The sequence below is a fragment of the Natronospira sp. genome (assembly GCF_007134575.1).
Classification (GTDB): Bacteria; Pseudomonadota; Gammaproteobacteria; order Natronospirales; family Natronospiraceae; genus Natronospira; species Natronospira elongata.
Genome location: NZ_SLKM01000214.1, coordinates 1 through 26,346 on the forward strand (window position 1 = coordinate 1; position 26,346 = coordinate 26,346).

Sequence of the window (26,346 nt, forward strand, 5' to 3'; positions counted from 1 at the left end):
GGCTGTCAGCACGCCGGCATCATAGGCCTTGAGACCGTAATCGCTGATGAATCGCTCTCTCTTTGCATCCGGCAGCTCGGGAAGGCTGGAACGAACCTTCTCGACAAAGCTGTTCTCGATCTCCAAAGGCAGCAGGTCCGGGTCGGGGAAGTAACGATAATCGTTGGCTTCCTCCTTGGTCCTCATGGAGCGGGTCTCGCCCTTGGCAGGATCGTAGAGACGGGTCTCCTGCACCACTTCACCACCGGACTCAAGGACATCAATCTGCCGCTCCACTTCGTAATCAATGGCCTTCTCCACGAAACGGAAGGAGTTGACGTTCTTGATCTCGGTGCGGGTGCCAAACTCTTTCTGGCCCTTGGGACGCACGGAGACATTGGCATCGCAACGGAAAGAACCTTCCTGCATGTTGCCGTCACAGATCTCCAGGTAGCGAACCAGGGAATGGAGTTTTTTCATGTAGGCCACCGCTTCCGCGGAGGAGCGCAGATCCGGCTCGGAGACGATCTCCAGCAGGGGCGTGCCGGCGCGGTTGAGGTCGATGCCGGTCATGGTCTCGAAACCCTCGTGCAGCGACTTGCCGGCGTCTTCTTCCAGGTGGGCCCGGGTGACGCCCACAGTCTTGGTGCTGCCGTCATCCATTTCGATATCCAGGGTGCCCTCGTAGACTACCGGCAGCTCGTACTGGCTGATCTGATAGCCCTTGGGCAGGTCCGGATAGAAGTAGTTCTTGCGAGCAAAAACCGAACGATCGGCAATCTTGGCGCCGATGGCCAGCCCCAGCTTCACGGCCATGCCCACCGCCTCACGGTTGAGCACCGGCAACATGCCGGGATAGCCCAGATCAATGAGCGAGGCCTGGGTATTGGGCTCGGCACCGTAGGCGGTGGAACTGCCCGAAAAGATCTTGCTACTGGTTTGGAGCTGGGTGTGGATTTCCAGCCCGATGACGGTTTCCCATTCCATAATCGTGTTCCAATTTTGACTGTGGGAGACCCCTTGGCAGGGTCTGTACTGGTCCAGAGTCGAGACGGGAAAGTCTCGACCTCACAGTGTTACTCGATGCCTTCCGGCAGCCGCCTATGCCAGTCCGTCTGCTGCTGGAACTGATGTGCCACGTTGAGCAGACGGCCTTCATCAAAGAAGTTGCCGATAATCTGCAGCCCCACCGGCAGGCCGCCCACCAGGCCAGCGGGCACCGATACCGCGGGCAGGCCGGCCAGGTTGACGGCAATGGTGTAGATGTCGTTGAGGTACATGGTGATGGGGTCGTCGGTCTTCTCGCCGATCCCGAAGGCGGGAGTGGGCGTGGTCGGGCCCATCAAAACATCCACTTCCTCAAAGGCCTTGAGGAAGTCATCACGAATCAGCTTGCGGGTCTTCTGCGCCTGCAGGTAGTAGGCGTCGTAATAACCGGCGGACAGTACATAAGTCCCGGTCATGACCCGGCGCTTGACCTCGGCCCCGAAGCCCTCGCCCCGGGACCGCTCATAAAGATCCAGCAGATCCTTGGGATTCTCGCAGCGATAACCGAAGCGGACACCATCAAAGCGAGACAGGTTGGAGGAACACTCCGCCGGGGCCACCACATAGTAAGTGGGCACCGACAGGTCCAGATGGGGCAGATGCACTTCCCGGATCTCGGCGCCCAACTGGCGATAGACATCCAGGGCATCATCCACCGCCTTGCGGGTATCCGCGTCCAGGCCCTCGTCGAAAAACTCGGGCGGTACGCCGATTTTCAAGCCCTTGATGTCCTGACCCAGGGCGGCCAGATAATCCGGCACGGATTCCTGGGCACTGGTGGAGTCACGTTCATCAAAACCCGCCATGGCCTGGGTCATGAGCGCGGCATCTTCGGCGCTGATCGTGAGAGTACCTGCCTGATCCAGGCTGGAGGCGAAGGCGATCATGCCGTAACGGGAGACCCGGCCGTAGGTGGGCTTGAAGCCGGTCAGTCCGGTGAGGGCCGCCGGCTGACGAATGGAACCGCCGGTGTCGGTGCCGGTGGCGGCCGGCGCCAGGCGCGCGGCCACCGCCGCCGCCGAGCCACCGGAGGAGCCACCGGGGACCTTGCTCTCGTCCCAGGGGTTTTTCACCGGGCCGTAATAGCTGGTCTCGTTGGAAGAGCCCATGGCGAACTCGTCCATATTGGTCTTGCCCAGGGTCACCATGCCGGCCTCGGCCAGCTTCTCCACAACGGTGGCGTCGTAGGGAGAGACGAAGTTATCCAGCATCTTCGAACCACAACTGGTCTTCACCCCGCGGGTGCAGAAGATGTCCTTGTGCGCCAGGGGCAGGCCGGTCAGAGGGCCGGCATTGCCCTCGGCGATGCGCCGATCGGCGGCGCGGGCCTGCTCCAGGGCCCGCTCCGGCGTCGGGGTAATGAAGGCGTTGTAGCGGTCGTCCCGGGCCTCGATCCGGTCCACAAAATGCCGGGTCAGCTCCTCGCTGGAGAATTCCCCCTGCTTGAGACCGGCGGCCAGTTCGGCGAGTGTCTTGTCATGCATGTCCAGTGATCCCTTTTTACTCGATGACGCGCGGTACGAGATAAAGACCGGCCTCGGTGGCGGGCGCGTTCTGCTGGTATTCGTCGCGGTGGTTTTCCTCGGTCACCACGTCGTCGCGCAGGCGCTGCGCCATCTCCAGCGGGTGAGCCATGGGGGTGACCGCATCGGTGTCGGCCTTGCCCAACTGGTCGACAAAATCCACAATTCGGGAGAGATTTCCCGCATACTCCTGGATATCCTGCTCCTCGATGCGGAGTCGGGCCAGATGGGCGATATGACGAACGTCGTCCGGGCTGAGTGACATGGATTCGGCCTCCAGAGCCTGAGAAACAGGCGCAGAAATCTACCACAGGCAGGCCTCCGCCGTCATGGCTGGGCGGACCCGGGTCGCGTCAACCGTCCGCCACAGACACGTTGACGCACACCGAAATTTGATTGCCCATTGCCGGGGTGGTTGATAAAGTACGCGCGGTGCGCTATGCCGCCGCAAATGCGGGCTGGCAGAAATTCCGATCATTGGCCCCGGCCATGCGCCAGGGCCGCAGACAAAGAAGAACTCCCCCGATGTTCAACAGTATTCGCGGCTTTTTTTCCAATGACCTTTCCATTGACCTGGGCACGGCCAATACCCTGATCTATGTCCGGGGCAAGGGCATCATTCTCGACGAACCCTCGGTGGTCGCCATTCGCGATGATCCCAGCCGAGGCGGCAAGACCATCGAGGCGGTGGGGGTCGAAGCCAAGCGCATGCTTGGCCGCACGCCCGGCAATATCGTCGCCATCCGGCCGTTGAAGGACGGTGTGATTGCCGACTTCACCGTGACCGAGAAGATGCTGCAGTTCTTCATCCGCAAGGCCCACGGGACCCGCTATTTCCGCCCCAGCCCGCGGGTCGTGGTCTGCGTCCCCTACGGCTCCACGCAAGTGGAGCGCCGCGCGATCAAGGAATCGGCGGCCGGGGCCGGCGCCCGCAAGGTCCATCTCATTCATGAACCCATGGCAGCGGCCATCGGCGCGGGCATGCCGGTGCACGAGGCCAAGGGCTCCATGGTGCTGGATATTGGCGGCGGGACCTCGGAAGTGGCCGTCATCTCCCTGAATGGTATTGTCTATGCGGCCTCGGTTCGTATCGGCGGTGATCGTTTCGACGAATCCATCATCCATTATGTCCGCCGCAACTACGGCACCCTGATCGGTGAGTCCACCGCCGAGCGGATCAAGCAGGAGATCGGCTCCGCCTATCCCGGCGAGGAGGTTCGGGAGATCGAAGTCAAGGGACGCCACCTTTCCGAAGGGGTGCCGCGCGCCTTTACCCTCAATTCCAATGAAATCCTGGAGGCATTGCAGGAGCCACTGGCGGGTATTGTCGGCGCGGTCAAGACCGCTCTGGAACAGACCCCGCCGGAGCTGGGTTCCGATGTGGCCGACCGGGGCATCGTGCTCACGGGCGGTGGCGCGCTGTTGCGCGACCTGGACCGCCTGCTCATGGAGGAAACCGGCATTCCCGTGGTGATTGCGGACGACCCGCTCACCTGTGTCGCCCGTGGCGGCGGCCGGGTGCTGGAACTAATGGACGAACACGGCGGCGAACTTTTCTCCGTCGAATGAGCGCCCACTCGGCCCTGTCCTCCTCACCCAACCGGGCCGGCACTGCCGGCCCGGCGGCACTGACTCGATAGCAATCGGTTAGGGACATGGCCTCCGCATTCAGCAGCAGCGGCAATGACAAGCTTTTCGGCCACGGCCCATCGCCGTTGATTCGCTGTGTGCTCCTGGTCCTGTTGTCCATTGTGATCATCACCGTGGATCACCGCGAAGGCCATCTGGACCGGGTGCGGCAAAGCCTGGCCCTGCTCACCTACCCGATTCAGCTCATCGTTGACCTGCCTTCATCCGCCATTGACCGAGCCAGCGAGAGCCTCAGCCGGCGGGGTGAGCTGCTCGAGGAGAATCGACGGCTGCGAGCGGAACGGCTGGAGCTGAGCGGCCAGGTCCAGCGGCTTGAGAGCCTGGAGCAGGAGAACGAACGCCTGCGGGAGCTCTTGCAATCAGGCGAGCGGGTGGGCGAACGGCTGTTGGCCGCGGAATTGCTGCAGGTAAGCCTGGACCCCTTCCGCCATCGGGTGGTGGTGGACAAGGGCAGTCGTCATGGCGTCTATCAGGGCCAGCCTCTGCTGGATGCCGACGGGGTCATGGGCCAGATCACCCACCTCGGTCCCTTCGGCGCCGAGGCCATTCTGATTACCGACCCAAGCCACGCCATACCGGTGGAGGTAAACCGCAACGGCCTGCGCACCATTGCGGTGGGAACCGGCAACCTTACCCGTCTGGAGCTGCCCTATCTGCCCAACAACGCCGACATCCAGGAAGGCGACCTGCTGGTCACTTCGGGCCTCGGGATGCGTTTCCCCCGTGGTTACCCGGTAGGTACGGTTCAATCGGTTGAGCGGCGCCCCGGCGAGACCTTCGCCGCCATCCACGCCGAACCGGCCGCCGCCCTCAATCGCAGCCGGGAAGTCCTGCTGGTCTGGCGAGAAGACGGCCTGCCCTTTGACCGCGACCCCCTGGCGGACCCGGACTCGAATGGGGGCCGGGACCAGGACCAGAACGATGGCAGCGGCAGCATGGATGAAGGGGAGAGCCAATGAGAGATCAGCCTGCACAGGCCCGTTGGGTGATCTGGCTCAGCCTGCTCGTGGCCCTGGCACTGACCATCTGGCCGCTGCCTGATACCGTTGCGCCATTTCGACCGGAATGGTCGGCCCTGGTTTTGATCTACTGGATCATGGCCCTGCCCCATCGGGTGAACGTGGGCACGGCGTGGATTACCGGACTGTTGCTGGATGTGCTCACCGGCAGCCTGCTGGGCCAGCATGCCCTGGCGCTGGCAATAATGAGTCTGGTGGTGGCCGGGTCGCACCTGCGCATCCGTGTCTTCCCGGTGTGGCAACAGGCCATGACAGTAATGGCCCTGTTGGGACTGTATGAACTGATGCTTATTCTGGTGGATGGTGTCACTGGCAATCTCTATGACCTGGAATGGCGCTGGGCGCCGGTACTGGCCGGCATGCTGCTGTGGCCCTGGATCATGTTCCTGCTCAGAGCCCTGCGCCGGCAATTCGGTGTGAGTTAGTGTCTGACCTGCATATTCGCGACCAATCCCAGGATCGCCGCCTGTTCATCGGTCGGGCGGTGCTGGCTGCCGTGGTGGCCACGGCACTGCTGCTGTTGCTGGTCGGGCGGATGTTCGCCCTGCAGGTCGTGGATCACCAACACTACGCCACCCTCGCCGACGGCAATCGGGTGAGAGTGGAGCCCATTCCGCCGACCCGCGGCCTGATTTTCGATCGTAATGGTCATATCCTTGCCGAGAATGTCCCCACCTACCAGCTGGAACTGATCCCCGAACAGGTCGAGGACATCGACGAGACCCTGGACCAGCTGGCTGAGTTGGTGGAACTACGGGATGCCGACCGGGAGCGTTTCTTTCGCCTCCTGCGCAGCCAACGCCGCTTCCAGCCGGTGCCGGTTCGACAGAATCTGAGTGAAGAGGAAGTGGCCCGCTTTTCCGTGGAGCGGCAACGTTTTCCCGGTGTGGATATCCGCGCCCGTCTGGCCAGACATTATCCCTACGGTGAGCTCACTGCCCATGTTGTGGGTTATCTGGGCGCCATCAGTCGCGAGGATCTGCAACGCATTGATCGCAGCCGCTATAGCGGTACCAACCAGATCGGCAAGACGGCCATCGAGTTCTCCTATGAACCAATACTCCACGGCGGTGCGGGCAGTCGCCGAGTGGAAACCAACGCCCAGGGCCGGGTCATCCGCACCCTGGACGTCCGTGAGCCGGCCATGCCCGGTGACGACATTTACCTTAATCTGGACGTTGAACTGCAACAGACCGCCTGGGATGCCATGGAAGGTCAGCGGGGCGCCCTGGTGGCTCTGGATACCCGCGACGGCGGTGTGCTGGCCATGGTCAGCCGCCCCTCCTTTGACCCCAACGAGCTCTCCAGAGGCTTGGAGCATGAAACTTTTCGCCAGCTCCAGGCCGACCCGGCACGGCCCCTGTTCGACCGCGCCACCCGTGGCCGCTACCCGCCGGGCTCCACGGTCAAGCCCATGCTGGGCCTGGCAGGCCTGGATGCCACGGATCTCGATCCCGACGCCCCCCTGCGCTGTACCGGGGAGTTTTTCATTGATGGGCGTGACCGTCCCTTCCGGGACTGGCGACGGGAGGGCCATGGTCCCACCGATTTCGAGAAGGGCATTGTGGAGTCCTGCGATATCTACTTTTACGCCCTGGCCATGGAGCTCGGGATCAACAATATCCACCGCTATCTGACCCACTTCGGCCTGGGTGAGCGAACCGGCATCGACATACCCGGCGAGTCCGCAGGCCTGGTCCCCTCGCGAGACTGGAAACGCCGCGCCCTGGGCGAAAGCTGGTTCCATGGAGAGACGGTCATCGCCGGCATTGGCCAGGGCTATATGCTTTCCACGCCCCTGCAGTTGGCCAAGGCGACCGCGGCCATGGCCAACGGCGGCGAGCTTCGATCTCCGAGACTGCTGCGGGGCTTTCGCAACGCCTTTACCCGGGAATTCGAAGCCATGGACCCACCGGAAAGCCATCGCTCCGAGTTACTCAGCCAAATTCAGCCCAATCACTGGCAGCGAACCATTGACGCCATGGTGGAATCGGTTCACGGCCCCCGGGGGACGGCCCGAGCCACCGGCATGAACGCGCCCTACCGGATTGCCGGCAAGACCGGCACGGCCCAGGTCTTCAGCCTGGGCGAGGACGAAGAGTACGAACATGAAGAGGTGGCTTTCCACCTGCGTGACCATGCCCTGTTCATCGCCTTCGCCCCGGCGGAAGACCCGCGTATTGCGGTGGCGGTTCTGGTGGAACATGGTGGCGGCGGTGGCGCCGTCGCCGCGCCCCGGGCGCGAGCGGTAATGGACCATTACCTGCTCAAGCTGGAAGAGGAGGCAGACAATGGCGGCTGATTCCTTCTCGGTCAGGGGCAATGACAGCAACGGGCTGCTGGGCAATCTGCGCCTGGATGGCCCCTTGCTGCTGGGCATTGCCCTGCTCAGCGGCTTCGGCATGATCGTGCTCTACAGTGCCGGCGGCGAAAGTACCTCCCTGCTGATTCGCCAGCTCATTCGCATTGGTCTCGGCCTGGCCATCATGGTTTTCCTGGCTCAACTGCCACCGGTCCTGTATCGAAGCTGGGCGCCCTGGCTGTTCCTGGCTGGACTGGGACTGCTGGTGCTGGTTCTTCTGGTCGGCGAGACCGGCAAGGGCGCTCAGCGCTGGCTCAATCTGGGCTTCGTCCGCTTCCAGCCCTCGGAAATGATGAAGCTCGTGGTGCCACTGGCCATTGCCTGGTATCTCCACGACCGCGGGGTACCGCCGCGCTGGTGGCAGGTCATTGTTGTTCTTCTGGCAATTGCTGTTCCAGTGGCCCTGATCGTCCGTCAGCCTGACCTGGGCACCGCTCTGCTGGTGGCAAGCGCCGGTTTCTTCGTCCTCTTTCTGGCCGGTCTTCGCTGGCGGTACATGATCGGCGGCCTGGTGGCGGCAGGTGCGGCCCTGCCACTGCTCTGGGCCTATCTCCACGAATACCAGCGCCAGCGGGTGCTGACCTTCCTCAATCCGGAATCCGACCCCCTGGGGGCCGGCTATCACATCATCCAGTCGAAGATTGCCATCGGCTCCGGCGGGTTCTTTGGAAAAGGCTGGACCGAGGGCACCCAGTCGCAACTGCAGTTTCTGCCCGAGCGGTCCACCGATTTCATCTTTGCGGTTCTCGGCGAGGAGTTCGGCTTGCTGGGCGTGATGGTCCTGGTGCTGCTCTACCTTTTCCTGTTCTGGCGAGGCATGGTGCTGGCACTGCGGGCTCAGGACAACTTCGGGCGCCTGGTGGCCGGCAGCCTGATGCTGACCTTCTTCGTCTATATCTTCGTCAATACCGGCATGGTGACCGGCCTGCTCCCCGTGGTGGGTGTTCCCCTGCCACTGGTGAGCTACGGTGGTACCTCAATGGTGACCTTGATGGCTGGCTTCGGTATTCTCATGAGCATCAACAGCCACCGACGGTTCATGCACTGATGAAGCCCTATATCCTTGCCATTCTGCTGGCCCTCAGTTTCCTGCCCACTACCCTGTCGGCAGCCAATTGGCTGGAGCGGGATGATATCAATCGCTTCATCGACCACATGGAGGAAGAGCATGGTCTTGAGCGGCAGTGGCTGGAGTCAGTGTTCAGCCAGGTGATCCGCCAGGATGCCGTGCTGGAGGCCATCGCCAGCCCGGCCGAAGCCCTCCCCTGGCATCGTTACCGCCCGATTTTCATGACCTCCGAACGCGTCCAGGGCGGGGTTGCCTTCTGGCAGGAACACGAAGGCATCATCCGGCGAGCCAGCCAGGAATTCAGTGTCGACCCCGAGATCATCGTTGCCATCATCGGTGTCGAGACCTATTACGGCCGTCATCAAGGCCGACACCCGGTACTGGACTCACTGGTGACCCTGGGCTTCGATTACCCCCCCCGGGCGGATTTCTTTCGCCGGGAGCTGGAGCAGCTCTTCCTGCTCGCCGACGAGGAAGCCCTGGACATTCACAAGCTGCGAGGGTCCTACGCCGGTGCCATGGGCGTGGGCCAGTTTATTTCATCCAGCTACCGCTATTACGCCGTGGATTTCAGCGGCAGTGGCCAACGCAATCTTTTCAGCGACTGGGAAGATGCCATCGGCAGCGTGGCCAACTATTTCAAACAACATGGCTGGCGGGCGGGTGATGCCGTGGTGGTTCCGGCCATCCTGCCGGAGGATCGGCATCTCGAGCCGCCTTCGGGTCTGGAACGGCGACCGGCCGCTGAACTGCGAGAGGCCGGTCTGATCTTCAGCGAGGGCGTAAGCGACGACGAACGGGTGCTGCCGGTCCGACTGGAGCAGGAGAACGGCGAGGACTGGTGGGTGGGCCTGCACAACTTTCGTGTGATCACCCGCTACAATCACAGCCCCCTCTACGCCATGGCGGTCTGGGAGCTGAGCCGGGCGATCAAGCGTGAATACCGAGAAGGGTCTGGGTAACGATGAAGGGAGTAATCCACCGTCGGCTGCTGCCCACAGGCGGTCTCATGCTGCTACTGGTCCTGGCCGGCGCCTGCGCGCCCTTTGATGTCCAGGACAGCGGGCCACGAACGCCGCCAGCCGGCCTGGACCGGATTCCGGAACCCACGCCTCGGGAAGAGCCACGCAGCCGCTACGGCAACCCCGACAGCTATGAAGTCTTCGGGCGCACTTACCACGTAATGGATTCCGCCCGCGGCTATGAGGAAGAAGGCATTGCTTCCTGGTATGGCAAGAAATTTCACGGCGAGCGTACCAGCAGTGGCGAGGAATACGACATGTATGCCCTCACCGCAGCCCATACCCGCCTGCCCCTGCCCACCTATGTGCGGGTCACCAACCTGGAAAACGACCGCAGCCTGGTGGTTCGGGTCAATGATCGCGGCCCCTTCGCCCACGACCGGCTGATTGATCTGTCCTATGCCGCCGCCCACCGTCTCGGTTTCGCCGACCAGGGCACCGCCAGGGTGCGGGTGGAGGCACTCACCGGACAGAACGAGAGTGGTGGTCCGAGCCTGGGGCCGATTGAGGGGCCGGTCCGTATCCAGGTGGGCGCCTTTCGTGACCGCGACAACGCCCTCGCCCTCAAGCGGCGACTGGAGTCACGGGATATCCGGCCGGTGCGGGTTGAATCGGAGCGCGGGCGCCGGGGCGTGCACCGGGTTCGGGTAGGGCCGCTGGACAGCCAGGATCGGGTGGAAACCATCCTTGGCCGCCTTCGGGATGCCGGCATTCAGGACACCAGCCTCGTCAGAGACTGAGGAACCTGGACCAAAAATACTCGTCGGAACAATCACTCCTGTTAAAATGGGGCGCTGGCATCATGCCAGTCGCCGAAAAGCCGTTCCCTTGTTGCAACACAGGTACTCTGACCGATGACCAAGATCGCTGCTCGCCTGGCGGCCGCCGCCACCCTGTTGCTGGCCGTCACCGCCGCAATGGCTTCCAGTCCCATTCCCTCCGCCCCGTCGGTGGATGCTGAAAGCTATGTCCTGCTGGATTACAACAGTGGCCGCATACTGGCCGACAAGGACCCGGAAAAAGCAGTGGAACCGGCCAGCATCACCAAGGTGATGACCGGCTATGTGGTGTTCCAGGCCCTGGCTTCCGGCAGCATCAGCCTGGACGAGGAGGTGGTGGTGAGCGAGCGGGCCTGGCGGATGCCGGGCTCACGCATGTTCATCGAAGTCGGCACCCGGGTCACGGTGGAGAACCTCCTGAAAGGCATGATCATCCAGTCCGGCAACGATGCCAGCGTGGCCCTTGCCGAACATGTGGCGGGTTCGGAGGCAGCCTTTGTGGATCTGATGAATCAGTATGCTGAGCGTATTGGCATGGAAAATACCCGCTACGCCAATGCCACGGGCCTGCCCCACGAAGACCAGATCACCACGGCTCACGACACGGCATTGCTGGCCCGCGCCCTGATTCGGGAATTTCCCGAACACTACGGCTGGTATTCAGAGCGGGAATTCACCTGGAACGGCATCCGCCAGAACAACCGCAATACCCTGTTGTGGCGGGATGAGTCCGTTGACGGGCTCAAGACCGGCCACACCACCTCGGCCGGCTACTGCCTGGTAACCTCGGCCCGCCGGGACGACACCCGGCTGGTCTCGGTGGTGATGGGGTCGAGCAGCGAGAGAGCCCGCGCCGATGCCAGCCAATCCCTGCTCAACTACGGTTTCCGCTTCTTTGAAACCCATCGCCTCTATGCGGCCGGCGAGCCGCTGTCGGAAGAACGGGTCTGGGGCGGGGCCAGCGACACGGTGCCGGTGGGCCTGAGCGAGGATCTTTACGTCACCGTTCCCCGGGGTAGCTACAGCAACCTGGACCCGGTGATGAACCTCAGCAGCCGTCTGGACGCCCCCCTGCAGTCTGGCGATGAGCTGGGCACTGTCCAGGTCAGTCTCAACGGTGAGCTGGTCGCGGAACGTCCGGTTCACGCCCTTGAGGACGTGGAATCCGGCGGGCTCTGGCGACGCCTTGTGGACCGTGTCCGCCTGATGTTTGATTAAAGGCAGCCCATGGCCATACCTTTGCCAACAGCCTGGTTGAATGGTGAGTTCCTGCCAGTGCAGGAAGCGCGCATCTCCCCCCTGGATCGGGGCTTTCTGTTCGGTGACGCGGTTTACGAGGTCATCCCCGTCTATGACGGCCAGCCTTTTCGCCTGGATGAACACCTGGCGCGGCTGGAGAACAGCCTGAAAGCGATCCGGCTCAGTGATGCCATGGGACGCCAACGCTGGCGTGACACCCTGTTGGAACTGGTCGAACGCAATGGCGGGGGAGACCAGAACGTCTACCTGCAGGTTTCTCGGGGCACGGATAAGGGTCGTGAACATGGATTTCCGGCCGAGCCGATAGCACCCACCTGTTTTGCCATGAGCTCGCCCCTGCCCCGCCCCCCGGCCCATCTGCGAAGCGAGGGGGCACGGGCGCATCTGGTGGAGGACCTGCGCTGGCGGCGCTGCGACATCAAGGCAACAACCCTGCTGCCCAACATCCTGGCCAAGCAGGCAGCCCATGAGGCCGGCGCCGACGAGGCCCTGCTCCACCGCGACGGCGAACTCATCGAGGGCAGCTCCATGACCCTCTTTCTGGTCAAGGACGGTGTCATCCATACGCCGCCCCAGAGTTCTGCCATTCTGCCGGGCATTACCCGACAGGTGGTGCTGGAACTGGCGCACGAGCTCGGGATTTCGGTTCAGGAAACGGCTCTGCCCCTGGAACAACTGGAGCAGGCCGATGAACTCTGGTTCAGCAGCTCCAGCCGGGAAATCATGCCGGTCACCCGAGTCGACGAACAAACCATCGGCGAGGGCCGCCCCGGGCCGGTCTGGGCCCGCGTGCAGGCGGCACTGGAAGCTTCCACAAGACAAGGCAAGAAACAGGCAGTGTCATGAGCATCAACGAAGACAACACACCGCTGGAGTTCCCCTGCGATTTCCCGCTCAAGATCATGGGGCGGGATCAGGAAGGCTTTCGCGAACATGTGATAGAAATCGTCAGCCGTCATGCAGGTGAATCGGCGGTCCTGAATGTGCGTGACCGGGAAAGCCGGGGTGGGCGCTTTGTCTCCCTGACCGTTACCGTCCGGGCCGAGAGCCGCCCCCAGCTGGATGACATCTACCGGGAACTGCACGCCTCCGAGCGTGTACTGATGACGCTCTGACCATGGCCGCCCCCGCCTCCGCCCGCCAGACCCCAACGCCGCCCGAGTTCAGTGAACTGGGGCGACGCGACTTCGAGCCGGTATGGGCCGAGATGAAGGAGTGGACTCTGGCCCGCAAGGGCGAGGAAAGGGACCGCATCTGGCAGGTGGAGCACCCGCCGGTCTTTACCCTGGGCTTGGCCGGCAAGCACGAACATGTACTCGCCCCCGGCGATATCCCGGTCATCGACATCGACCGCGGCGGCCAGGTGACCTACCACGGCCCCGGTCAGCTGGTGGTCTATCCCCTGCTCAACCTGCGACGCCTGAAGCTGGGCGTCCGGGCCCTGGTCGAGGCCCTTGAGAACGCAGTCATCGACACGCTGGCCGGCTACCGGATTGCGGCGGTGAATCGTCCCGATGCCCCCGGGGTCTATGTGGACGGCCGCAAAATCGCCGCCCTTGGCCTGCGTGTGCGCAATGGCTGCACCTACCACGGCCTGGCCTTCAACGTGAACATGGACCTGGAACCCTTTACCCGCATCAACCCCTGCGGTTTCCAGGGCCTGGAAGTCACCCAGGTCGCCGATCTGGGCGGCCCCGGCGACCTGCTCACCGTATGGCGCGACCTCCAGCCCCATCTCCTCCACCATCTCGGCTACACCCCGGCCTGAATCCGGCAAGCTCCCAAGAGATGAAGCCCATTACTGCTCGGCACCACTCAAGCGGGCGTTGAGCTGGTGCAGGCGCTCGGGTGTTCCCACATCCAGCCAGGGGCCGGCATGGTGGATGCCGGCCAGTCGTTGTTGCTCGGCAGCCTCGCGCAGGCGGGGGGCCAGGGGCCAGGCGCCTGCGGGGCTGTCTCGGAACAGCTCTGGGTGGTAAAGCCCGATGCCGCTGAAGGTGTAGCGCGGACCGCCCTGGTTTCGGACCCGCCCCTGCTGGAGTGCGAAATCGCCGTCGGCATTGTGGTCGGGATTATCCACCAGCAGCAGACAGGCCAGGTCATCATCGGCAAGACGGAGGCGGTCAAAATCCGCCTCACACCAGACATCCCCGTTGACCACCAGAAAGGGCTGCTGCCCCAGCAGCGGCAGGGCATGGTGGATGCCGCCGCCGGTCTCCAGTGCCGGCCAGCCTTCCTCGGAATAACGCAAGGCCACGCCCAACTCGCTGCCATCACCCAGTGCCTGGCGAATCTGCTCGCCTTTCCAGCCCAGATTGATCACGATGTCTCGCCAGCCAGCCGCTGCCAGGCGGCGGATCTGGTGCTCGATCAAGGGGCGGCCGGCCACCTTCAGCAAGGGCTTGGGGGTCTGATCGGTGAGTGGCCGCATGCGCTCGCCACGACCCGCGGCCAGAATCATCGCCCGCCTGCTCATCCGGCCGCCTCCGCACTGGCCGGGGGCCGCCAGGGGCTGATCAACTCCACCAGGGGGCGCAACTCGCGATCGAACAGGGCGGCTCGTTCCAGATAGTCGAAAAAGCGGGGCACATCGCTCAGATAATGCGGCTTGCCATCGCGGTGCGCGATGCGGGCGAATATCCCGATCACCTTGAGGTGGCGCTGCACCCCCATCCAGCAGGCATCCCGGAGAAACTCGTCCAGCGCCTCGGGAACGGGTATCCCGGCTGCCCTGGCAAGCTCGTGGTAGCGGCCGAGCCCGGCAGTAACGGTGGATTCGGGGAAGCTGTGGAAGGCATCCATGTACAGACAGACCGGGTCGTAACTCACCGGCCCAAGCACGGCATCCTGAAAATCAATGACTCCGGGCTCCATTCCGGGCTCTGCCCCGCCAACCATCAGATTCCGGGGCATGAAATCCCGATGGACAAAAACCCGGGGCTGAGCCAGGGCTCGCTCACAGAGGCGATCAAACCAGTCGGCGAGTGCCTTCTCCTCCCGCGCCGACAGACTCAGGCCCCGCTCCCGGGCCAGATACCAGTCGGGGAACAGGGACAACTCCCGCTGCAGCAGAGCTTGATCATAGACCGGCAGCCCGCTGGGATCGGTTGCCGCCTGCATCCGCACCAGGACAGGCAGGGCGGACTCCACCATCGCCGCCGGGTCTTCGTGGGCAAATGCCTCCAGGAAGGTCTGGCGCCCCAGATCCGTCAACAGCAGGAAACCCTGACGCAGATCCTGCCTGAGCACCTCCGGCACCCGCAGGCCGGCAGCGGCCAGACGGCCCGCCACGTCGATGAAGGGGCCCAGCCGCTCCTGTTCGGGCGGTGCATCCATGGCGATCAGGGTTTGCGGCCCAAGGCCGCTGACCCGGAAATAGCGCCGAAAGGAAGCATCCGCCGACGCCGGCCGCAATTCGATCTCCGCATCGGGAAAACCTGCCTGCAGCCAGTGTCGCAGCGCGACAAGGCGCGAATCTTCACTCATTCACTTGCTCCAGCAGCGATAATCGAGCTTTAACCGTATGCGAATCATCCCGGTCCCGACCAGCGCTGGCAAGCTGCCGCCTGCCAGCGGGGCCCGGGCTTGCGGTCCTGCGTCGGCTGTGCGAGTTTACCGCGCGCGCCGATCCCGCCATCATACAAACCCCGCCGGCACGGCCCGGCATTGGCCAGGAACAGGACACGCGTGGTTTCCAAGCAGGCACAACAGGGATTTCGTCGGGCCGGACTGGCAGTGCTGCTTCTGGGCGGCTGCCTGTGGCATGACCTGGCAACGGCCCAGATCGAGGCCGAAGAGCCCGAGCCCTGGCGGCTGTGCCCCACCTGGCCACCGGAACGGCCGCCGGAAACCGTTGGACCGGCACCGGATCACGGCACCCCGGTGACGGTTGACGCGGATTCGAGCGAGGGGATTGGCGAACAGTATTTCCGCTATCAGGGCGATGTCATCATGCGCCAGGGTACGCGCCAGTTGCGGGCCGAGGAGATTCTCTACGATATACAGGCCAATGCAGCAGAGATGCGGGGCGAGGTGGATTTCATCCAGAACGATCTGGCCCTGAGCGGAGAACAGGCCCGTTTCGATCTGGACAGTGACAGTGGCGAGTTCCAGCAGGGCGGCTTCCGACTGCTGGATCGACATGCCCGGGGTGATGCCAGCCGCCTGCGGCGCACCGCGGACAACCGCACCCTCATGGATGACCTCATGTTCACCACCTGCGCGCCGGGTAACCGTGACTGGGAGCTGCACGCCCGGGAGATGGAACTGGACCACGAGGCGGGGCGCGGCACGGCCCGCCACATGCGTCTGGACTTCAAGCGAGTTCCCATCTTCTACAGCCCCTGGGTAAGCTTTCCCATCGACGAGAGCCGCAAGAGCGGCTTTCTGTTCCCGGATTTCGGCCGCTCAAGCCGTCACGGCACCGAGGTCGTGCTGCCCTGGTACTGGAATATTCGCCCCAACCTGGACATGACCCTCACCCCCCACCACCGCAGCGAGCGGGGCACCCAGCTCAGGACCGAAACCCGCTATCTGACCGCGACAACCCGCGGCACCCTGGACGTGGAGTACCATCCTGACGACAAGCTGTTCGGCGATGATCGCTATTACTACCGCTACCGCCAACGCACGGACCTGCCCGCCAACTGGCGGATCAATGCCAATGTGCAACGGGCCTCCGACCCGGATTACTTCCTTGATCTCGGCTCCGGACCGGGCGGACGAACCCGAACCCATTTGCCGCAATCGCTGACCATCAGCCAGCGCACGCCCTGGTATCGCTTTCAGAGCCGCTTCCGGATATTCCAGACCATCGACGATGCCATTGAGGACAGCCGCCTGCCCTATCGGGAAATGCCGGATATGCGCCTGGACTCGGACCTGCCCATCGGGCGGAGCCCCTTCCACGCCGAACTCCATCATCGCTTCACTCGCCTGGAGCGAGCCGATTCCATCGAGGCCGATCGCCTCCATCTGCACCCACGGGTCACCGGGCGCTTCGGGACCCCTGGCTGGTTCCTGCAACCGGCACTGGGCGGCCAGTACACCCGACATGAGCTGTCGAACGCCGCCATCAACGATGATGGCGACGGCCTGGTTTTCAGCCCCGGAGAGGATCTCAGCTTCAGCCGCAGCACGCCGATTTTCAGCCTGGATTCGGGCCTGATTCTGGAACGCCCTTTCGCCGGCACCGCCAATCTGCGCCAGACGCTGGAGCCACGACTGTTCTACCTCTATGTGCCCGCGGACGAGGAGCAGAATCTGCTGCCCCGCTTCGACACCCGGGAGATCGACTTCACCTTCGCCAGCCTGTTCATGGAAGACCGCTTCGTGGGCCCGGACCGTCTCGGCGACGCCAACCGGGTGGGCATGGCCCTGACCTCCCGCATCCTGGACCGGGACAGTGGCCGCAGCCTGCTGAGTGGCAGCCTGGGCCAGATTCACCACTTCGATGACCGGGAAGTGAGACTCAGGGGCGGCGAGACGGCAACCGAGGCCCGCTCGGAACTGGTTGCCGAGGTCCAGGCGGCACCGACGGACAGTTTCAGCGCCCGAACCACCCTGTTGTGGGACCCGGATGATCGACAAACCAGTCGCAGCGCGATACAGTTCCAATATCGGCCGGAACCCCGAAAAGTCATCAATATCGGCTACCGCAACCGGCGGAACCGACTCGATCAGGCCGATGTCTCATTTGCTTGGCCCATTACGGAGCGCATCCGTGTTTTCGGGCGCTGGAATCATTCACTCGAGGACGACGAAACCCTGGACCGTTTCGCCGGTCTTGAGTATGAGAGCTGTTGCTGGGCCCTTCGCTTCACCAGCCGTCGCTACATCTACAACCGGGACGGCGATTTGGACCGCAACTTCATGATCCAGCTTGAGCTCAAGGGCCTGGGTGGCGTGGGTAATCCCGTGAGGGAATTCCTGGGCGAAGGCATCATGGGCTACGGCTATCGCGAATTCGACTGAACATGGCACTGTCACTATGAGAAAGATCACCACCATCCTGCTTGGCCTTCTGCTGGCCTCCAGCATCAGCCTGGCCTCGGCCAACGAGCCCCTCGATCGCATCGTCGCCGTGGTCAACCACGAAATCATCCTGGACTCGGACCTGGAGGAAAGGATTGAGGCGCTTCGCATGCGCATGGACCCGGGTACCCAACTGCCGCCCCGGCGCGTCTTGCGTGAACAGGTGCTGGAACAACTGATCAACGAGCGGGTACAGCTTCAGCGCGCCGACATGGCCGGCCTGCGGGTCAGTGACGACGAGGTCAACCAGGCCCTGGCCCGTTTCGCCCAGCAGCAGGGAACGACCCTGGCCGAATTGCCCCAACTGATGGAAGGGCAAGGCATGAGTTACGCCTCCATGCGTGAACAGATGCGCCAGGAGCTGCTGCAACAACGTGTCCAGGAGCAGATGCTGTACCGGGAAGTTACCGTTTCCGAACGGGAAATCCAGGAGTTCCTGGCGGAAGCCGAAGCCCGCGGTGACCTGGACGCGGAATACCGGGTGTCACACATCATGATTGGCATGGACGGCTCCAGCGATGACCCGGACGTGGTCCGCGAGGCTCGGGAACGCGCCGAGAACATCTACGAGCAATTGCAGGAAGGGGCCGACTTCGCCGAACTGGCCATTGCCCATTCCGAAAGTCGCACTGCCCTCGATGGTGGCGATCTGGGCTGGCGCCCGGGCCCGGAGCTCCCCACTGCCTTTGCCGAACGGGTGGTGGACATGGGCGCCGGTGATGTCACCCGGCCCTTCCGCACCTCCAGCGGTTTCCACATCCTCAAGCTCAACGAGGCCCGTCGCGGTGATCCGGTGATTGTCCAGGAGCATCACAGCCGGCATATTCTGTTGCAGCCTTCCGAGATCCTGCTGCCGGAGCAGGCCCATCTCAAACTGGTGGAGCTGCGCCGTCGTGTTGTCGAGGAAGGTGAAAGCTTCGCAGATCTGGCCCGTGAATATTCCCAGGACCCGGGCTCCGCGTCCCTGGGCGGCGATCTGGACTGGCAGACCTTCGGTCAGTTTGTCCCCGAATTCGAGGAAGTGATCGAGGAGCTGGAGCCGGGGGAAGTGAGCCAGCCCTTTGAGAGCCGCTTCGGCCATCACCTGGTGCAGCTGATCGAACTTCGGGAGCGGGACCGGACCCTGGACGTGCGGCGCAACCAGGCACAACAATTCATTCGTGCCCGCAAGGCCGAGGAACGGATGGACGCCTGGCTTCAGAACCTGCGTGACGAGTCCTACCTCGAAATCCGCCTCGGGAGCTGAGATGTCCATGCGGCCGCTGGCCCTGAGTGCCGGCGAGCCGGCCGGCATCGGCCCCGATCTCTGCCTTGAGCTGGCGCGAGAATCCCGTGAATACCCCCTGGTCGTCCTCGGCGACCCGGGGGTGCTCGCGGCCCGCGCCGAGCAGCTTGGCTATAGGATTGACTGCCAGACCTGGCACGGTGGCGAAGTCTTGCGCACGGCGGGGCGTCTCAGTATCCAGCCGGTACCGGTACGCACGCCGGTCAGGGCCGGGCATCTCGATACCAGCAACGCCGCTCATGTCATCGATCTGCTCACCCAGGCGGTGGACGGCTGCCTGGCCGGTCACTTCTCGGCTCTGGTCACCGCCCCGGTTCACAAGGGCGTGATCAATGACGCTGGCATTCCCTTCTCCGGCCATACCGAGTTCCTCGCCGAGCGCACTGGCGGCAAGCAGCCGGTGATGATGCTGGCCTGTCCGGGTCTGCGGGTTGCCCTGGCCACCACCCACCTGCCCCTGCGGGAAGTGGCCGATACCATCAGCAGCGAGCGCCTGGAAACCATCATCCGGATCCTGGATCAGGATCTGCGCCAGAAATTCGGCCTCTCGGCAGCCAGGATCCTGGTACTCGGGCTCAATCCCCACGCCGGTGAAGGCGGGCATCTGGGCCGGGAGGAGTTGGATATCATCGAACCCTTGCTGTCGCGATTACGGTCGGAGGGATTCTCCCTCGACGGCCCCCTGCCCGCGGACACGGCCTTCACCCCCCGTCATCTGGACCAGGCCGACGCAGTACTGGCCATGTATCACGACCAGGGTCTGCCCGTGCTCAAGTACGCCGGCTTCGGCAATGCGGTCAACATCACCCTGGGTCTGCCCATCATCCGCACCTCGGTGGATCATGGCACTGCACTGGACCTGGCGGGTAGCGGCAAGGCCGAAGCGGGCAGTCTGAGGGCCGCGGTGGAAAGCGCGCTGGAAATGGTGGAGGCCAAGGCATGAATCAGCACCGCGCGCGCAAGCGCTTCGGGCAACATTTTCTGCACGATCCCCGCATCATTGCCCGGATCATCGCTGCCATCGATCCCCGGGCCGACGACCGCCTACTGGAAATCGGCCCAGGCCTTGGGGCGATCACCGCGCCCCTGATGGAGCGGCACGGGCAAATGGACGTGGTGGAAATCGACCGGGATGTCATCCCCCTGCTGCAGGAACGCTGCGCCGGACTGGGCGAGCTGCGGATACACAATGTGGATGCCCTGCGCTTCAGTCTTGATCAACTGGGACAAGGCCCCTGGCGGGTAGTGGGCAACCTGCCCTACAACATCTCCACGCCGCTGATGTTCCATCTCTTCGAGCAGATTGATGCCATCACCGACATGCATTTCATGCTCCAGAAGGAAGTGGTGGATCGCCTGGCGGCCGGCCCCGGCAGCCCTGCCTATGGCCGTCTGGGCATCATGACGGCGCTGCACTGCCATGCCGAACATCTCTTTGATGTCCCCCCGGGTGCCTTCAATCCGCGCCCCAGGGTGGAATCCAGCATTGTCCGCTTGCGCCCGAGAAGCGAGCCCCTGTGCTTGCCGGAGGACCGAGAAACACTGGCCGGACTGGTCCGCCAGGCCTTCTCCAAACGCCGCAAGACCCTTCGCAATGCCCTCAAGGGACTGGCTGACGGCGATGCCATGGAAGCCGCCGACATCGATCCCGGCTGTCGTCCCGAAAACCTGACGCCGGAGGACTTTGCCCGCCTGGCGAGCCGCATTCGTGCCACCCAGGGGCAATAACCTATACTGGGCTCAGTCGTCGCGTGAGGGGGAAGCATGAGCGTCTATAAGCATATCCTGGTCGCCACTGATCTCGCCGAGGAAAGCGCACAGGTGCTGGAGCGGGCAAAAACCGTGGCCCGGGCCACGGACGGCCGCATCTCCCTGCTGCATGTGGTGGAATACGTCCCCGTGGACCCGGCCGGCGAGGCCCTGCTCCCGCCGCCGGTGGACATGGAAGAAGAGCTGATCGACAGTGCCCGCGAACGCCTGCAGAAGCTGGTGGACTCATTGGACCTGAAGGTGGACAAGTGTCTGGTGAAAGTGGGCCAGACCAAGGCGGAGATCAAGCGGATCGCCGGCGACATCGGTGCTGATCTGATCGTGCTGGGCAGTCGTGAGCGTCACGGCCTGGCCCTGCTGATGGGCGGCACGGAGCGCTCGGTCGTTCATAACGCCCCCTGTGACGTGCTGACCGTTCGCCTGCGGGACGATTGAGGCGGCGGGCACGGACACCCTGTTAGAATGTCCCTGCAGATTGAGTTTACGCGGCACCGCCGCGCCGGTTCGCTCTTGAACGGACAAGGCACTTCATGACCGACAATCCCGAGCACAACATACAAATCCAGGTGGAGACCCGATACCTGGACGGCCAGTCCGATCCCGGTAAGGCCCGATTCGTCTTTTCATACACCATCACCCTTCAAAACGAGGGGTCCGTGGGTGCCCGTCTGCTGAAAAGACACTGGCTGATCACCGATGCCAACGGCAAGGTCCAGGAGGTTCGAGGTGACGGCGTCGTCGGGGAATACCCTTACCTTCAGCCGGGCGAGGCTTATCAGTACACCAGCGGCACCATCCTGGAAACACCGGTGGGGTCAATGCAAGGGGACTATCTCATGGAGGCCGATGACGGCGACCAGTTTCGCGCCCCCATTGCCCCCTTTCGCCTGGCCGTCCCAGGCGTGGTGAACTGATCTTCACGGCAGTTCCAATTCTCCCGATAATGGAAAACAGACATGGCCATTTTTGCCATCGGTGACATACAGGGTTGTTACGACGAGCTGAGACAACTCCTGGATCGGGTCAACTTTGACCCTGCCGAAGACGGGCTCTGGTTTGCGGGTGACATTGTCAATCGCGGCCCGGAGTCTCTGGAAGCCCTGCGCTTTGTCAGGAACATGGGCGACCAGGCCGTCACCGTGCTGGGCAATCATGATATGCACCTGCTGGCCGTGGCCCAGCAGGCATCGCCGCGACTGAAAGCGAAGGACACCCTGGCCCAGATTCTCGACGCCCCCGATGCCGGGGACCTACTGGAATGGCTGCGTCACCGCCCCTTTTTGCATACTGACCGGGAGCTGGGCTACAGCCTGGTTCATGCCGGCCTGCCCCCCCAGTGGGACATGACACAGGCCACGGCGGCTGCCCGCGAGCTGGAAGAAGTATTGCAGGGTCCCGACCATCAGGATTTCCTGGCCGTCATGTATGGGAATGAACCAGACCAGTGGGACGAGTCCCTGACGGGAGCGGATCGCTGGCGCTTCATGATCAACTGCTTTACCCGCATGCGATTCGTCACCGAAGACGGGCGCCTGGATCTGAACACCAAGTGCGCCCCCGGCGAACAGGCACAGGGCCTGTATCCCTGGTATCAGGCTCCCGGCCGACGTAGCGCTGACGAACATATTCTTTTCGGCCACTGGTCGACCGCGGGCCAGAGCGAGGGGGTGAACTTCAGCGACCACAATGTCTACGCTCTTGACACAGGCTGCGTCTGGGGCGGCACATTGACCGCCTTCCGCATGGACGAAGACGGCGGCTGGACCACCGTCGACTGCCAGGGGTGCATGGCGCCAGGCGAAGATTGATGGCTGTTCTCCGTGGTGAACTCACTCCTCTGATGAATGACAAGGGAGCCGAACGATGGATATGAACCTTGAAGGCAAACATGCACTGGTTTGCGGCAGCAGCCAGGGCATCGGGCGAGCGGTGGCCATGGAACTGGCTTCGCTGGGCGCCACGGTGACCCTGACCGCCCGTAACGAACAGGCCCTGAGCGCTGTTCGTGATCAGCTGCCCCGGCCCCTGGAGCAGGAGCACGGCTATTTCACCTCCGACTTCGACCGTCCCGAAGCGCTGGAGACCGTGATCCGCTCCCGTGTGGAGGAAGGGCGTCGCTATCACATCCTGATCAACAACTCCGGTGGCCCACCCGGCGGCCCGGCCCACAGCGCCAAAAAGGATGAGTTCACCGCCGCTTTTCAGCGCCATCTCATCTGCAACCAGACCCTGCTCCAGGCTCTGCTGCCCGGGATGCGCGAGGACGGTTACGGGCGCATCATCAATATCATCTCCACGTCGGTGAAAGAACCCATTCCCGGCCTGGGGGTATCGAATACCGTGCGCGGCGCGGTGGCCAGTTGGGCCAAGACCATTGCCACGGAGCTTGCCCCCGATGGCATCACGGTGAATAACGTATTACCCGGCTTTACCCAGACCGATCGCCTAAAGCGCCTGTTTGAAGGCAAGGCGGAAAAGACCGGACAAAGCTTTGAGCAAGTGGAACAGGCAGCGCTTGGCCAGGTGCCCATGGGACGCTTCGGCCGCCCCGAGGAAACCGCCGCCGCCATCGCCTTTCTGGCCTCCCCGGCGGCCGCCTACATCACCGGCGTCAGCATCCCGGTGGATGGCGGGCGAACCAAGGGTATCTGAGAGGCAACATTGCCAACACCTGAAACAGGGGCTCATTCAGTACCGGGGATATTGAGAACTGTGGAGATAGCCAGACCGAAGGAGCGGATTCATCCGCGATCACGCCCCCCGCGGGCAAAGGTCGCGGATGAATCCGCTCCTGCGGCGGGATAAATCCGGCGGTTCCCTGATGCCCCCCACCGTGAGAAACAGCAATGGATCAGATCGAGCATTACATTGCCGGCGAGCTCAGAGGCTCAAACGAATGGCTGGACAATTTCGAGCCGGCCACAGGGCAGGTGTCGGGCCGAATTGCGGACGCCGGACAGGCCGAGCTTGATGCGGCGGTAACGGCGGCACAGGCAGCCTTTCCGGCCTGGCGTCATACCCCGGCCCCGGAACGGGCCCGCTGGCTGAATCGCCTGGCCGATCTGGTGGAAAGGGATCTTGAGGCCCTGGCGGCCGCCGAGTCCGAGGATACCGGCAAACCCATTGCCCTGGCTCGTTCAGTGGATATCCCCCGTGCCGCAGCCAATCTGCGTTTCTTTGCCGCCGCCGCCAGTCAATTTTCCAGTGAGTCCCATCTCATGGAAGACGGGGCCATCAACTGGACGCTGCGCGAACCCCATGGGGTGGTGGCCTGCATCTCCCCCTGGAATCTGCCTCTGTATCTGTTTACCTGGAAGATCGCGCCCGCGCTGGCCGCCGGCAACTGCGTGATCGGCAAGCCCTCGGAAGTCACCCCCAAGACCGCCTGGCTGTTCTCCAGGCTCTGCATCGAGGCCGGCCTGCCCAGCGGCGTCCTCAACATCTTGCACGGCCGCGGACCCGAGATTGGCGCCCGGCTTGTCAGTCACCCGGCAATCAAGGCCATTTCCTTCACCGGCGGAACCGCTACCGGCGCCCGCATTGCGCAAGTGGCCGGCCCCCAGTTCAAGAAGCTGTCATTGGAGCTGGGCGGAAAGAACCCGACCCTGGTGTTCGAGGACTGCGACTGGGACAGAACCCTGGACGAAACCCTGCGGGCGGCTTTCGCCAATCAGGGTCAGATCTGTCTGTGCGGATCCCGCCTGCTGGTGCAACGCTCCATCTACGAGCCATTCCGGGATGCCTTCGTGGCCCGCGCCAAAGCCCTGCCACCGGCCGACCCGGCCCTCTCGGACACCCGTCAGGGCGCGGTGGTTTCCAGGCCCCACTACGACAAGGTCCTGGGCTGCATCGAACAGGCGCGAGAAGATGGCGCCACTATCCTCTGCGGCGGCGAGCCGGTAAAGGTCGCCGGTCGTTGTGAGCAGGGCTGGTTCATCCAGCCCACCGTCATTGAAGGCCTGGATCCGGCCTGTAGGACCAATCAGCAGGAAATCTTTGGCCCGGTGGTCAGCCTGCTACCCTTCGACGATGAAGACCAGGCGCTGGCCATCGCCAATGGCGTCGACTATGGCCTGGCCTGCAGCATCTGGACCCGTGACATTCAACGGGCCCACCGTCTGGCCCGAAATATCGAGTCCGGCCTGGTCTGGATTAACTGCTGGATGCGTCGAGACCTGCGTGTGCCCATGGGCGGGATGAAACAATCCGGCGTCGGCCGAGAGGGCGGCTGGGAAGCCATGCGCTTTTTCACCGACCCCAAGAACGTGACGATTGACTTCTCAGAATAAGCCACCGGAATTTCTGGAGATAGAGATGAGCAACAACGACAGCATCGTCAACACCGGAAAGGCCCCCAAGCCGGTAGGGCTGTATCCCCACGCGCGGCGAGTGGGAAATCTGCTGTTTCTTTCCGGTGTCGGCCCCCGCTCGGCCACCAGCAAGGACATTCCCGGGGTCACGCTGGACGATGAGGGCAATGTATTGGACTACGACATCGAGGCCCAGTGTCATTCAGTGTTTCAGAATGTGCGCCATATTCTGGAAGAAGCGGGTTCCGGCTGGGAACAGCTGGTGGACGTGACTGTCTTTCTGACCGATATTCCCCGGGACTTCAAGGCCTACAACAAGATCTACGCCGAGTACTTCGCGGACAATCAGCCCTGCCGCACCACGGTGGAGATCAATCGTCTGCCCACGCCGATTGCCATCGAGCTGAAATGCATTGCTACAATTGGGTAATCAACAATCGTAGGAGCGGATTCATCCGCGATCGTGACCGGAATCCGGCATCGCGGCAAACGAAGGACCCATCGCGAATGAATTCGCTCCTACGGTGCCATCCGAAACGCCAGGTACAGACCTGAGGAGGCCATCCATGCCTTTACCCAGCGCCTTCAACTTCCAGAAATGGATCGACGAACACCGGGACGAGCTCAAGCCGCCCGTGGCCAACAAGCGGGTATTCAAGGATTCGGAGTTCATCGTCATGGTGGTTGGCGGGCCCAACACCCGCAAGGATTACCACTACGACGAGGGCGAGGAGTTCTTCTATCAGCTCGAGGGTGAGATGGTGCTGAAGATCCAGGAAGACGGCAAGGTGCGGGACATCCCCATCAAGGCCGGAGAAATCTTCCTGCTGCCACCGAGGGTCCCCCATTCGCCCCAGCGCTTCGAGAACAGCATCGGCCTGGTGATCGAACGTGAACGGCGACCGAATGAACAGGATGGTCTTATGTGGTTCTGCGACAAGTGCAACCACAAGCTGTATGAAGAGTACTTCCACCTGGAGAACATTGAAACCCAGTTCCCGCCGGTATTCGACCGCTTCTTCGGCAGCGAGGAACACCGCAGCTGTAACAATTGCGGGTATGTAATGGAAAAGCAGTGAACAGCAGACTGTACCCGCTGAGAGGCCTACTGGTTTCTAGTGGACAGTCGCCATACTGCTGGTGGCAGAAGCCTGGCCGCTCCCACAAGCAGGTTGCCACACACCCACTGTTCACTGGGAACTGGGAACTGGGAACTTCCAATCCAACAGCACCGCCAC

27 protein-coding genes are annotated in these 26,346 nt (G+C 63.0%); 22 read left to right on the forward strand and 5 right to left on the reverse strand.

Going from position 1 to position 26,346, the window contains the following annotated elements; translation table 11 throughout:
- The 3 genes from gatB to gatC form a co-directional block, all read right to left on the reverse strand.
- Positions 1–966, reverse strand: a 966-nt coding sequence (gatB, locus tag ACJWXQ_RS08410; RefSeq protein ID WP_406672578.1) for an Asp-tRNA(Asn)/Glu-tRNA(Gln) amidotransferase subunit GatB, incomplete at its 3' end; no start/stop codon positions are given.
- An 89-nt stretch (positions 967–1,055) separates the two neighbouring features.
- Entirely contained in the window at positions 1,056–2,510 is a 1,455-nt protein-coding gene (gene gatA / locus ACJWXQ_RS08415; RefSeq protein ID WP_406672579.1) for an Asp-tRNA(Asn)/Glu-tRNA(Gln) amidotransferase subunit GatA, read from the reverse strand.
- 16 nt (positions 2,511–2,526) lie between these two features.
- On the reverse strand, positions 2,527–2,814 hold the full coding sequence (gene gatC, locus ACJWXQ_RS08420; RefSeq protein ID WP_346051093.1) for an Asp-tRNA(Asn)/Glu-tRNA(Gln) amidotransferase subunit GatC: 288 nt from the start codon (positions 2,812–2,814) through the stop codon (positions 2,527–2,529).
- Positions 2,815–3,074: 260 nt separating this feature from the next.
- Here gatC and ACJWXQ_RS08425 point away from each other — a divergent pair, with 260 nt between their 5' ends.
- The 11 genes from ACJWXQ_RS08425 to lipB all read left to right on the forward strand — a co-directional run bounded on the left by ACJWXQ_RS08425 (position 3,075) and on the right by lipB (position 13,478).
- Positions 3,075–4,118, forward strand: a complete 1,044-nt coding sequence (locus ACJWXQ_RS08425) for a rod shape-determining protein (protein ID WP_406672580.1) — start codon at positions 3,075–3,077, stop codon at positions 4,116–4,118.
- A gap of 86 nt (positions 4,119–4,204) precedes the next feature.
- Positions 4,205–5,158 (forward strand): rod shape-determining protein MreC, encoded by a 954-nt coding sequence (gene mreC, locus ACJWXQ_RS08430; RefSeq protein WP_346051095.1) that lies wholly within the window; start codon positions 4,205–4,207, stop codon positions 5,156–5,158.
- Positions 5,155–5,643: a rod shape-determining protein MreD gene (gene mreD / locus ACJWXQ_RS08435; RefSeq protein ID WP_346051096.1), complete on the forward strand. Its 489-nt coding sequence runs from the start codon at positions 5,155–5,157 to the stop codon at positions 5,641–5,643. The genes mreC and mreD overlap by 4 nt, the downstream gene beginning before the upstream one ends.
- The gene (gene mrdA / locus ACJWXQ_RS08440) at positions 5,643–7,520 is read left to right on the forward strand and encodes a penicillin-binding protein 2 (RefSeq protein WP_346051097.1); all 1,878 of its coding nucleotides are present in this window, start codon (positions 5,643–5,645) and stop codon (positions 7,518–7,520) included. Before mreD ends, mrdA begins: the two co-directional genes overlap by 1 nt.
- Complete coding sequence (rodA, locus tag ACJWXQ_RS08445; protein WP_406672581.1) at positions 7,510–8,628, forward strand: rod shape-determining protein RodA; 1,119 nt, start codon at positions 7,510–7,512, stop codon at positions 8,626–8,628. The genes mrdA and rodA overlap by 11 nt, the downstream gene beginning before the upstream one ends.
- On the forward strand, positions 8,628–9,611 hold the full coding sequence (mltB, locus tag ACJWXQ_RS08450; RefSeq protein ID WP_346051099.1) for a lytic murein transglycosylase B: 984 nt from the start codon (positions 8,628–8,630) through the stop codon (positions 9,609–9,611). Before rodA ends, mltB begins: the two co-directional genes overlap by 1 nt.
- A 2-nt stretch (positions 9,612–9,613) precedes the next feature.
- Positions 9,614–10,411 carry a septal ring lytic transglycosylase RlpA family protein gene (locus tag ACJWXQ_RS08455; RefSeq protein WP_406672582.1) on the forward strand — a complete coding sequence of 266 codons (798 nt, stop codon included), beginning with the start codon at positions 9,614–9,616 and terminating at the stop codon, positions 10,409–10,411.
- A gap of 114 nt (positions 10,412–10,525) precedes the next feature.
- Positions 10,526–11,668 carry a D-alanyl-D-alanine carboxypeptidase family protein gene (locus ACJWXQ_RS08460; RefSeq protein WP_346051101.1) on the forward strand — a complete coding sequence of 381 codons (1,143 nt, stop codon included), beginning with the start codon at positions 10,526–10,528 and terminating at the stop codon, positions 11,666–11,668.
- A 9-nt stretch (positions 11,669–11,677) separates the two neighbouring features.
- Positions 11,678–12,556, forward strand: coding sequence for a D-amino acid aminotransferase (locus tag ACJWXQ_RS08465; protein WP_374729199.1), 879 nt, complete (start codon positions 11,678–11,680; stop codon positions 12,554–12,556).
- The gene (locus tag ACJWXQ_RS08470; protein ID WP_346051102.1) at positions 12,553–12,825 is read left to right on the forward strand and encodes a DUF493 domain-containing protein; all 273 of its coding nucleotides are present in this window, start codon (positions 12,553–12,555) and stop codon (positions 12,823–12,825) included. Before ACJWXQ_RS08465 ends, ACJWXQ_RS08470 begins: the two co-directional genes overlap by 4 nt.
- Positions 12,826–12,827: 2 nt before the next feature.
- Positions 12,828–13,478: a lipoyl(octanoyl) transferase LipB gene (gene lipB, locus ACJWXQ_RS08475; RefSeq protein ID WP_346051103.1), complete on the forward strand. Its 651-nt coding sequence runs from the start codon at positions 12,828–12,830 to the stop codon at positions 13,476–13,478.
- 30 nt (positions 13,479–13,508) lie between these two features.
- Here the strand turns inward: lipB and murU are convergent, their stop codons facing one another.
- Both murU and ACJWXQ_RS08485 read right to left on the reverse strand, forming a co-directional pair.
- Positions 13,509–14,186, reverse strand: a complete 678-nt coding sequence (gene murU / locus ACJWXQ_RS08480) for an N-acetylmuramate alpha-1-phosphate uridylyltransferase MurU (protein ID WP_406672583.1) — start codon at positions 14,184–14,186, stop codon at positions 13,509–13,511.
- The gene (locus ACJWXQ_RS08485; protein WP_406672584.1) at positions 14,183–15,196 is read right to left on the reverse strand and encodes an aminoglycoside phosphotransferase family protein; all 1,014 of its coding nucleotides are present in this window, start codon (positions 15,194–15,196) and stop codon (positions 14,183–14,185) included. The genes murU and ACJWXQ_RS08485 overlap by 4 nt, the downstream gene beginning before the upstream one ends.
- Before the next feature lie 201 nt (positions 15,197–15,397).
- Here ACJWXQ_RS08485 and ACJWXQ_RS08490 point away from each other — a divergent pair, with 201 nt between their 5' ends.
- The 11 genes from ACJWXQ_RS08490 to ACJWXQ_RS08540 all read left to right on the forward strand — a co-directional run bounded on the left by ACJWXQ_RS08490 (position 15,398) and on the right by ACJWXQ_RS08540 (position 26,187).
- Positions 15,398–17,683, forward strand: a complete 2,286-nt coding sequence (locus ACJWXQ_RS08490) for an LPS-assembly protein LptD (protein ID WP_406672585.1) — start codon at positions 15,398–15,400, stop codon at positions 17,681–17,683.
- Between the two features lie 16 nt (positions 17,684–17,699).
- Positions 17,700–18,989 carry a peptidylprolyl isomerase gene (locus tag ACJWXQ_RS08495; RefSeq protein WP_346051107.1) on the forward strand — a complete coding sequence of 430 codons (1,290 nt, stop codon included), beginning with the start codon at positions 17,700–17,702 and terminating at the stop codon, positions 18,987–18,989.
- 7 nt (positions 18,990–18,996) lie between these two features.
- Positions 18,997–19,971 (forward strand): 4-hydroxythreonine-4-phosphate dehydrogenase PdxA, encoded by a 975-nt coding sequence (pdxA, locus tag ACJWXQ_RS08500; protein WP_406672589.1) that lies wholly within the window; start codon positions 18,997–18,999, stop codon positions 19,969–19,971.
- The gene (gene rsmA / locus ACJWXQ_RS08505) at positions 19,968–20,756 is read left to right on the forward strand and encodes a 16S rRNA (adenine(1518)-N(6)/adenine(1519)-N(6))-dimethyltransferase RsmA (protein WP_346051109.1); all 789 of its coding nucleotides are present in this window, start codon (positions 19,968–19,970) and stop codon (positions 20,754–20,756) included. The genes pdxA and rsmA overlap by 4 nt, the downstream gene beginning before the upstream one ends.
- A 36-nt stretch (positions 20,757–20,792) precedes the next feature.
- A complete protein-coding gene (locus tag ACJWXQ_RS08510; protein ID WP_346051110.1) occupies positions 20,793–21,233 on the forward strand; it encodes a universal stress protein in 441 nt (146 codons plus the stop codon).
- A 95-nt stretch (positions 21,234–21,328) separates the two neighbouring features.
- Positions 21,329–21,712, forward strand: coding sequence for a Co2+/Mg2+ efflux protein ApaG (gene apaG, locus ACJWXQ_RS08515; protein WP_346051111.1), 384 nt, complete (start codon positions 21,329–21,331; stop codon positions 21,710–21,712).
- A 42-nt stretch (positions 21,713–21,754) separates the two neighbouring features.
- A complete protein-coding gene (locus ACJWXQ_RS08520; protein ID WP_346051112.1) occupies positions 21,755–22,606 on the forward strand; it encodes a symmetrical bis(5'-nucleosyl)-tetraphosphatase in 852 nt (283 codons plus the stop codon).
- A gap of 55 nt (positions 22,607–22,661) precedes the next feature.
- A complete protein-coding gene (locus ACJWXQ_RS08525) occupies positions 22,662–23,450 on the forward strand; it encodes an SDR family oxidoreductase (RefSeq protein WP_346051113.1) in 789 nt (262 codons plus the stop codon).
- 194 nt (positions 23,451–23,644) lie between these two features.
- On the forward strand, positions 23,645–25,087 hold the full coding sequence (locus ACJWXQ_RS08530) for an aldehyde dehydrogenase (protein ID WP_406672586.1): 1,443 nt from the start codon (positions 23,645–23,647) through the stop codon (positions 25,085–25,087).
- Positions 25,088–25,112: 25 nt separating this feature from the next.
- A complete protein-coding gene (locus ACJWXQ_RS08535) occupies positions 25,113–25,538 on the forward strand; it encodes a RidA family protein (RefSeq protein WP_406672587.1) in 426 nt (141 codons plus the stop codon).
- 136 nt (positions 25,539–25,674) lie between these two features.
- Complete coding sequence (locus ACJWXQ_RS08540; RefSeq protein ID WP_406672588.1) at positions 25,675–26,187, forward strand: 3-hydroxyanthranilate 3,4-dioxygenase; 513 nt, start codon at positions 25,675–25,677, stop codon at positions 26,185–26,187.
- Positions 26,188–26,346 lie beyond the last annotated feature (159 nt).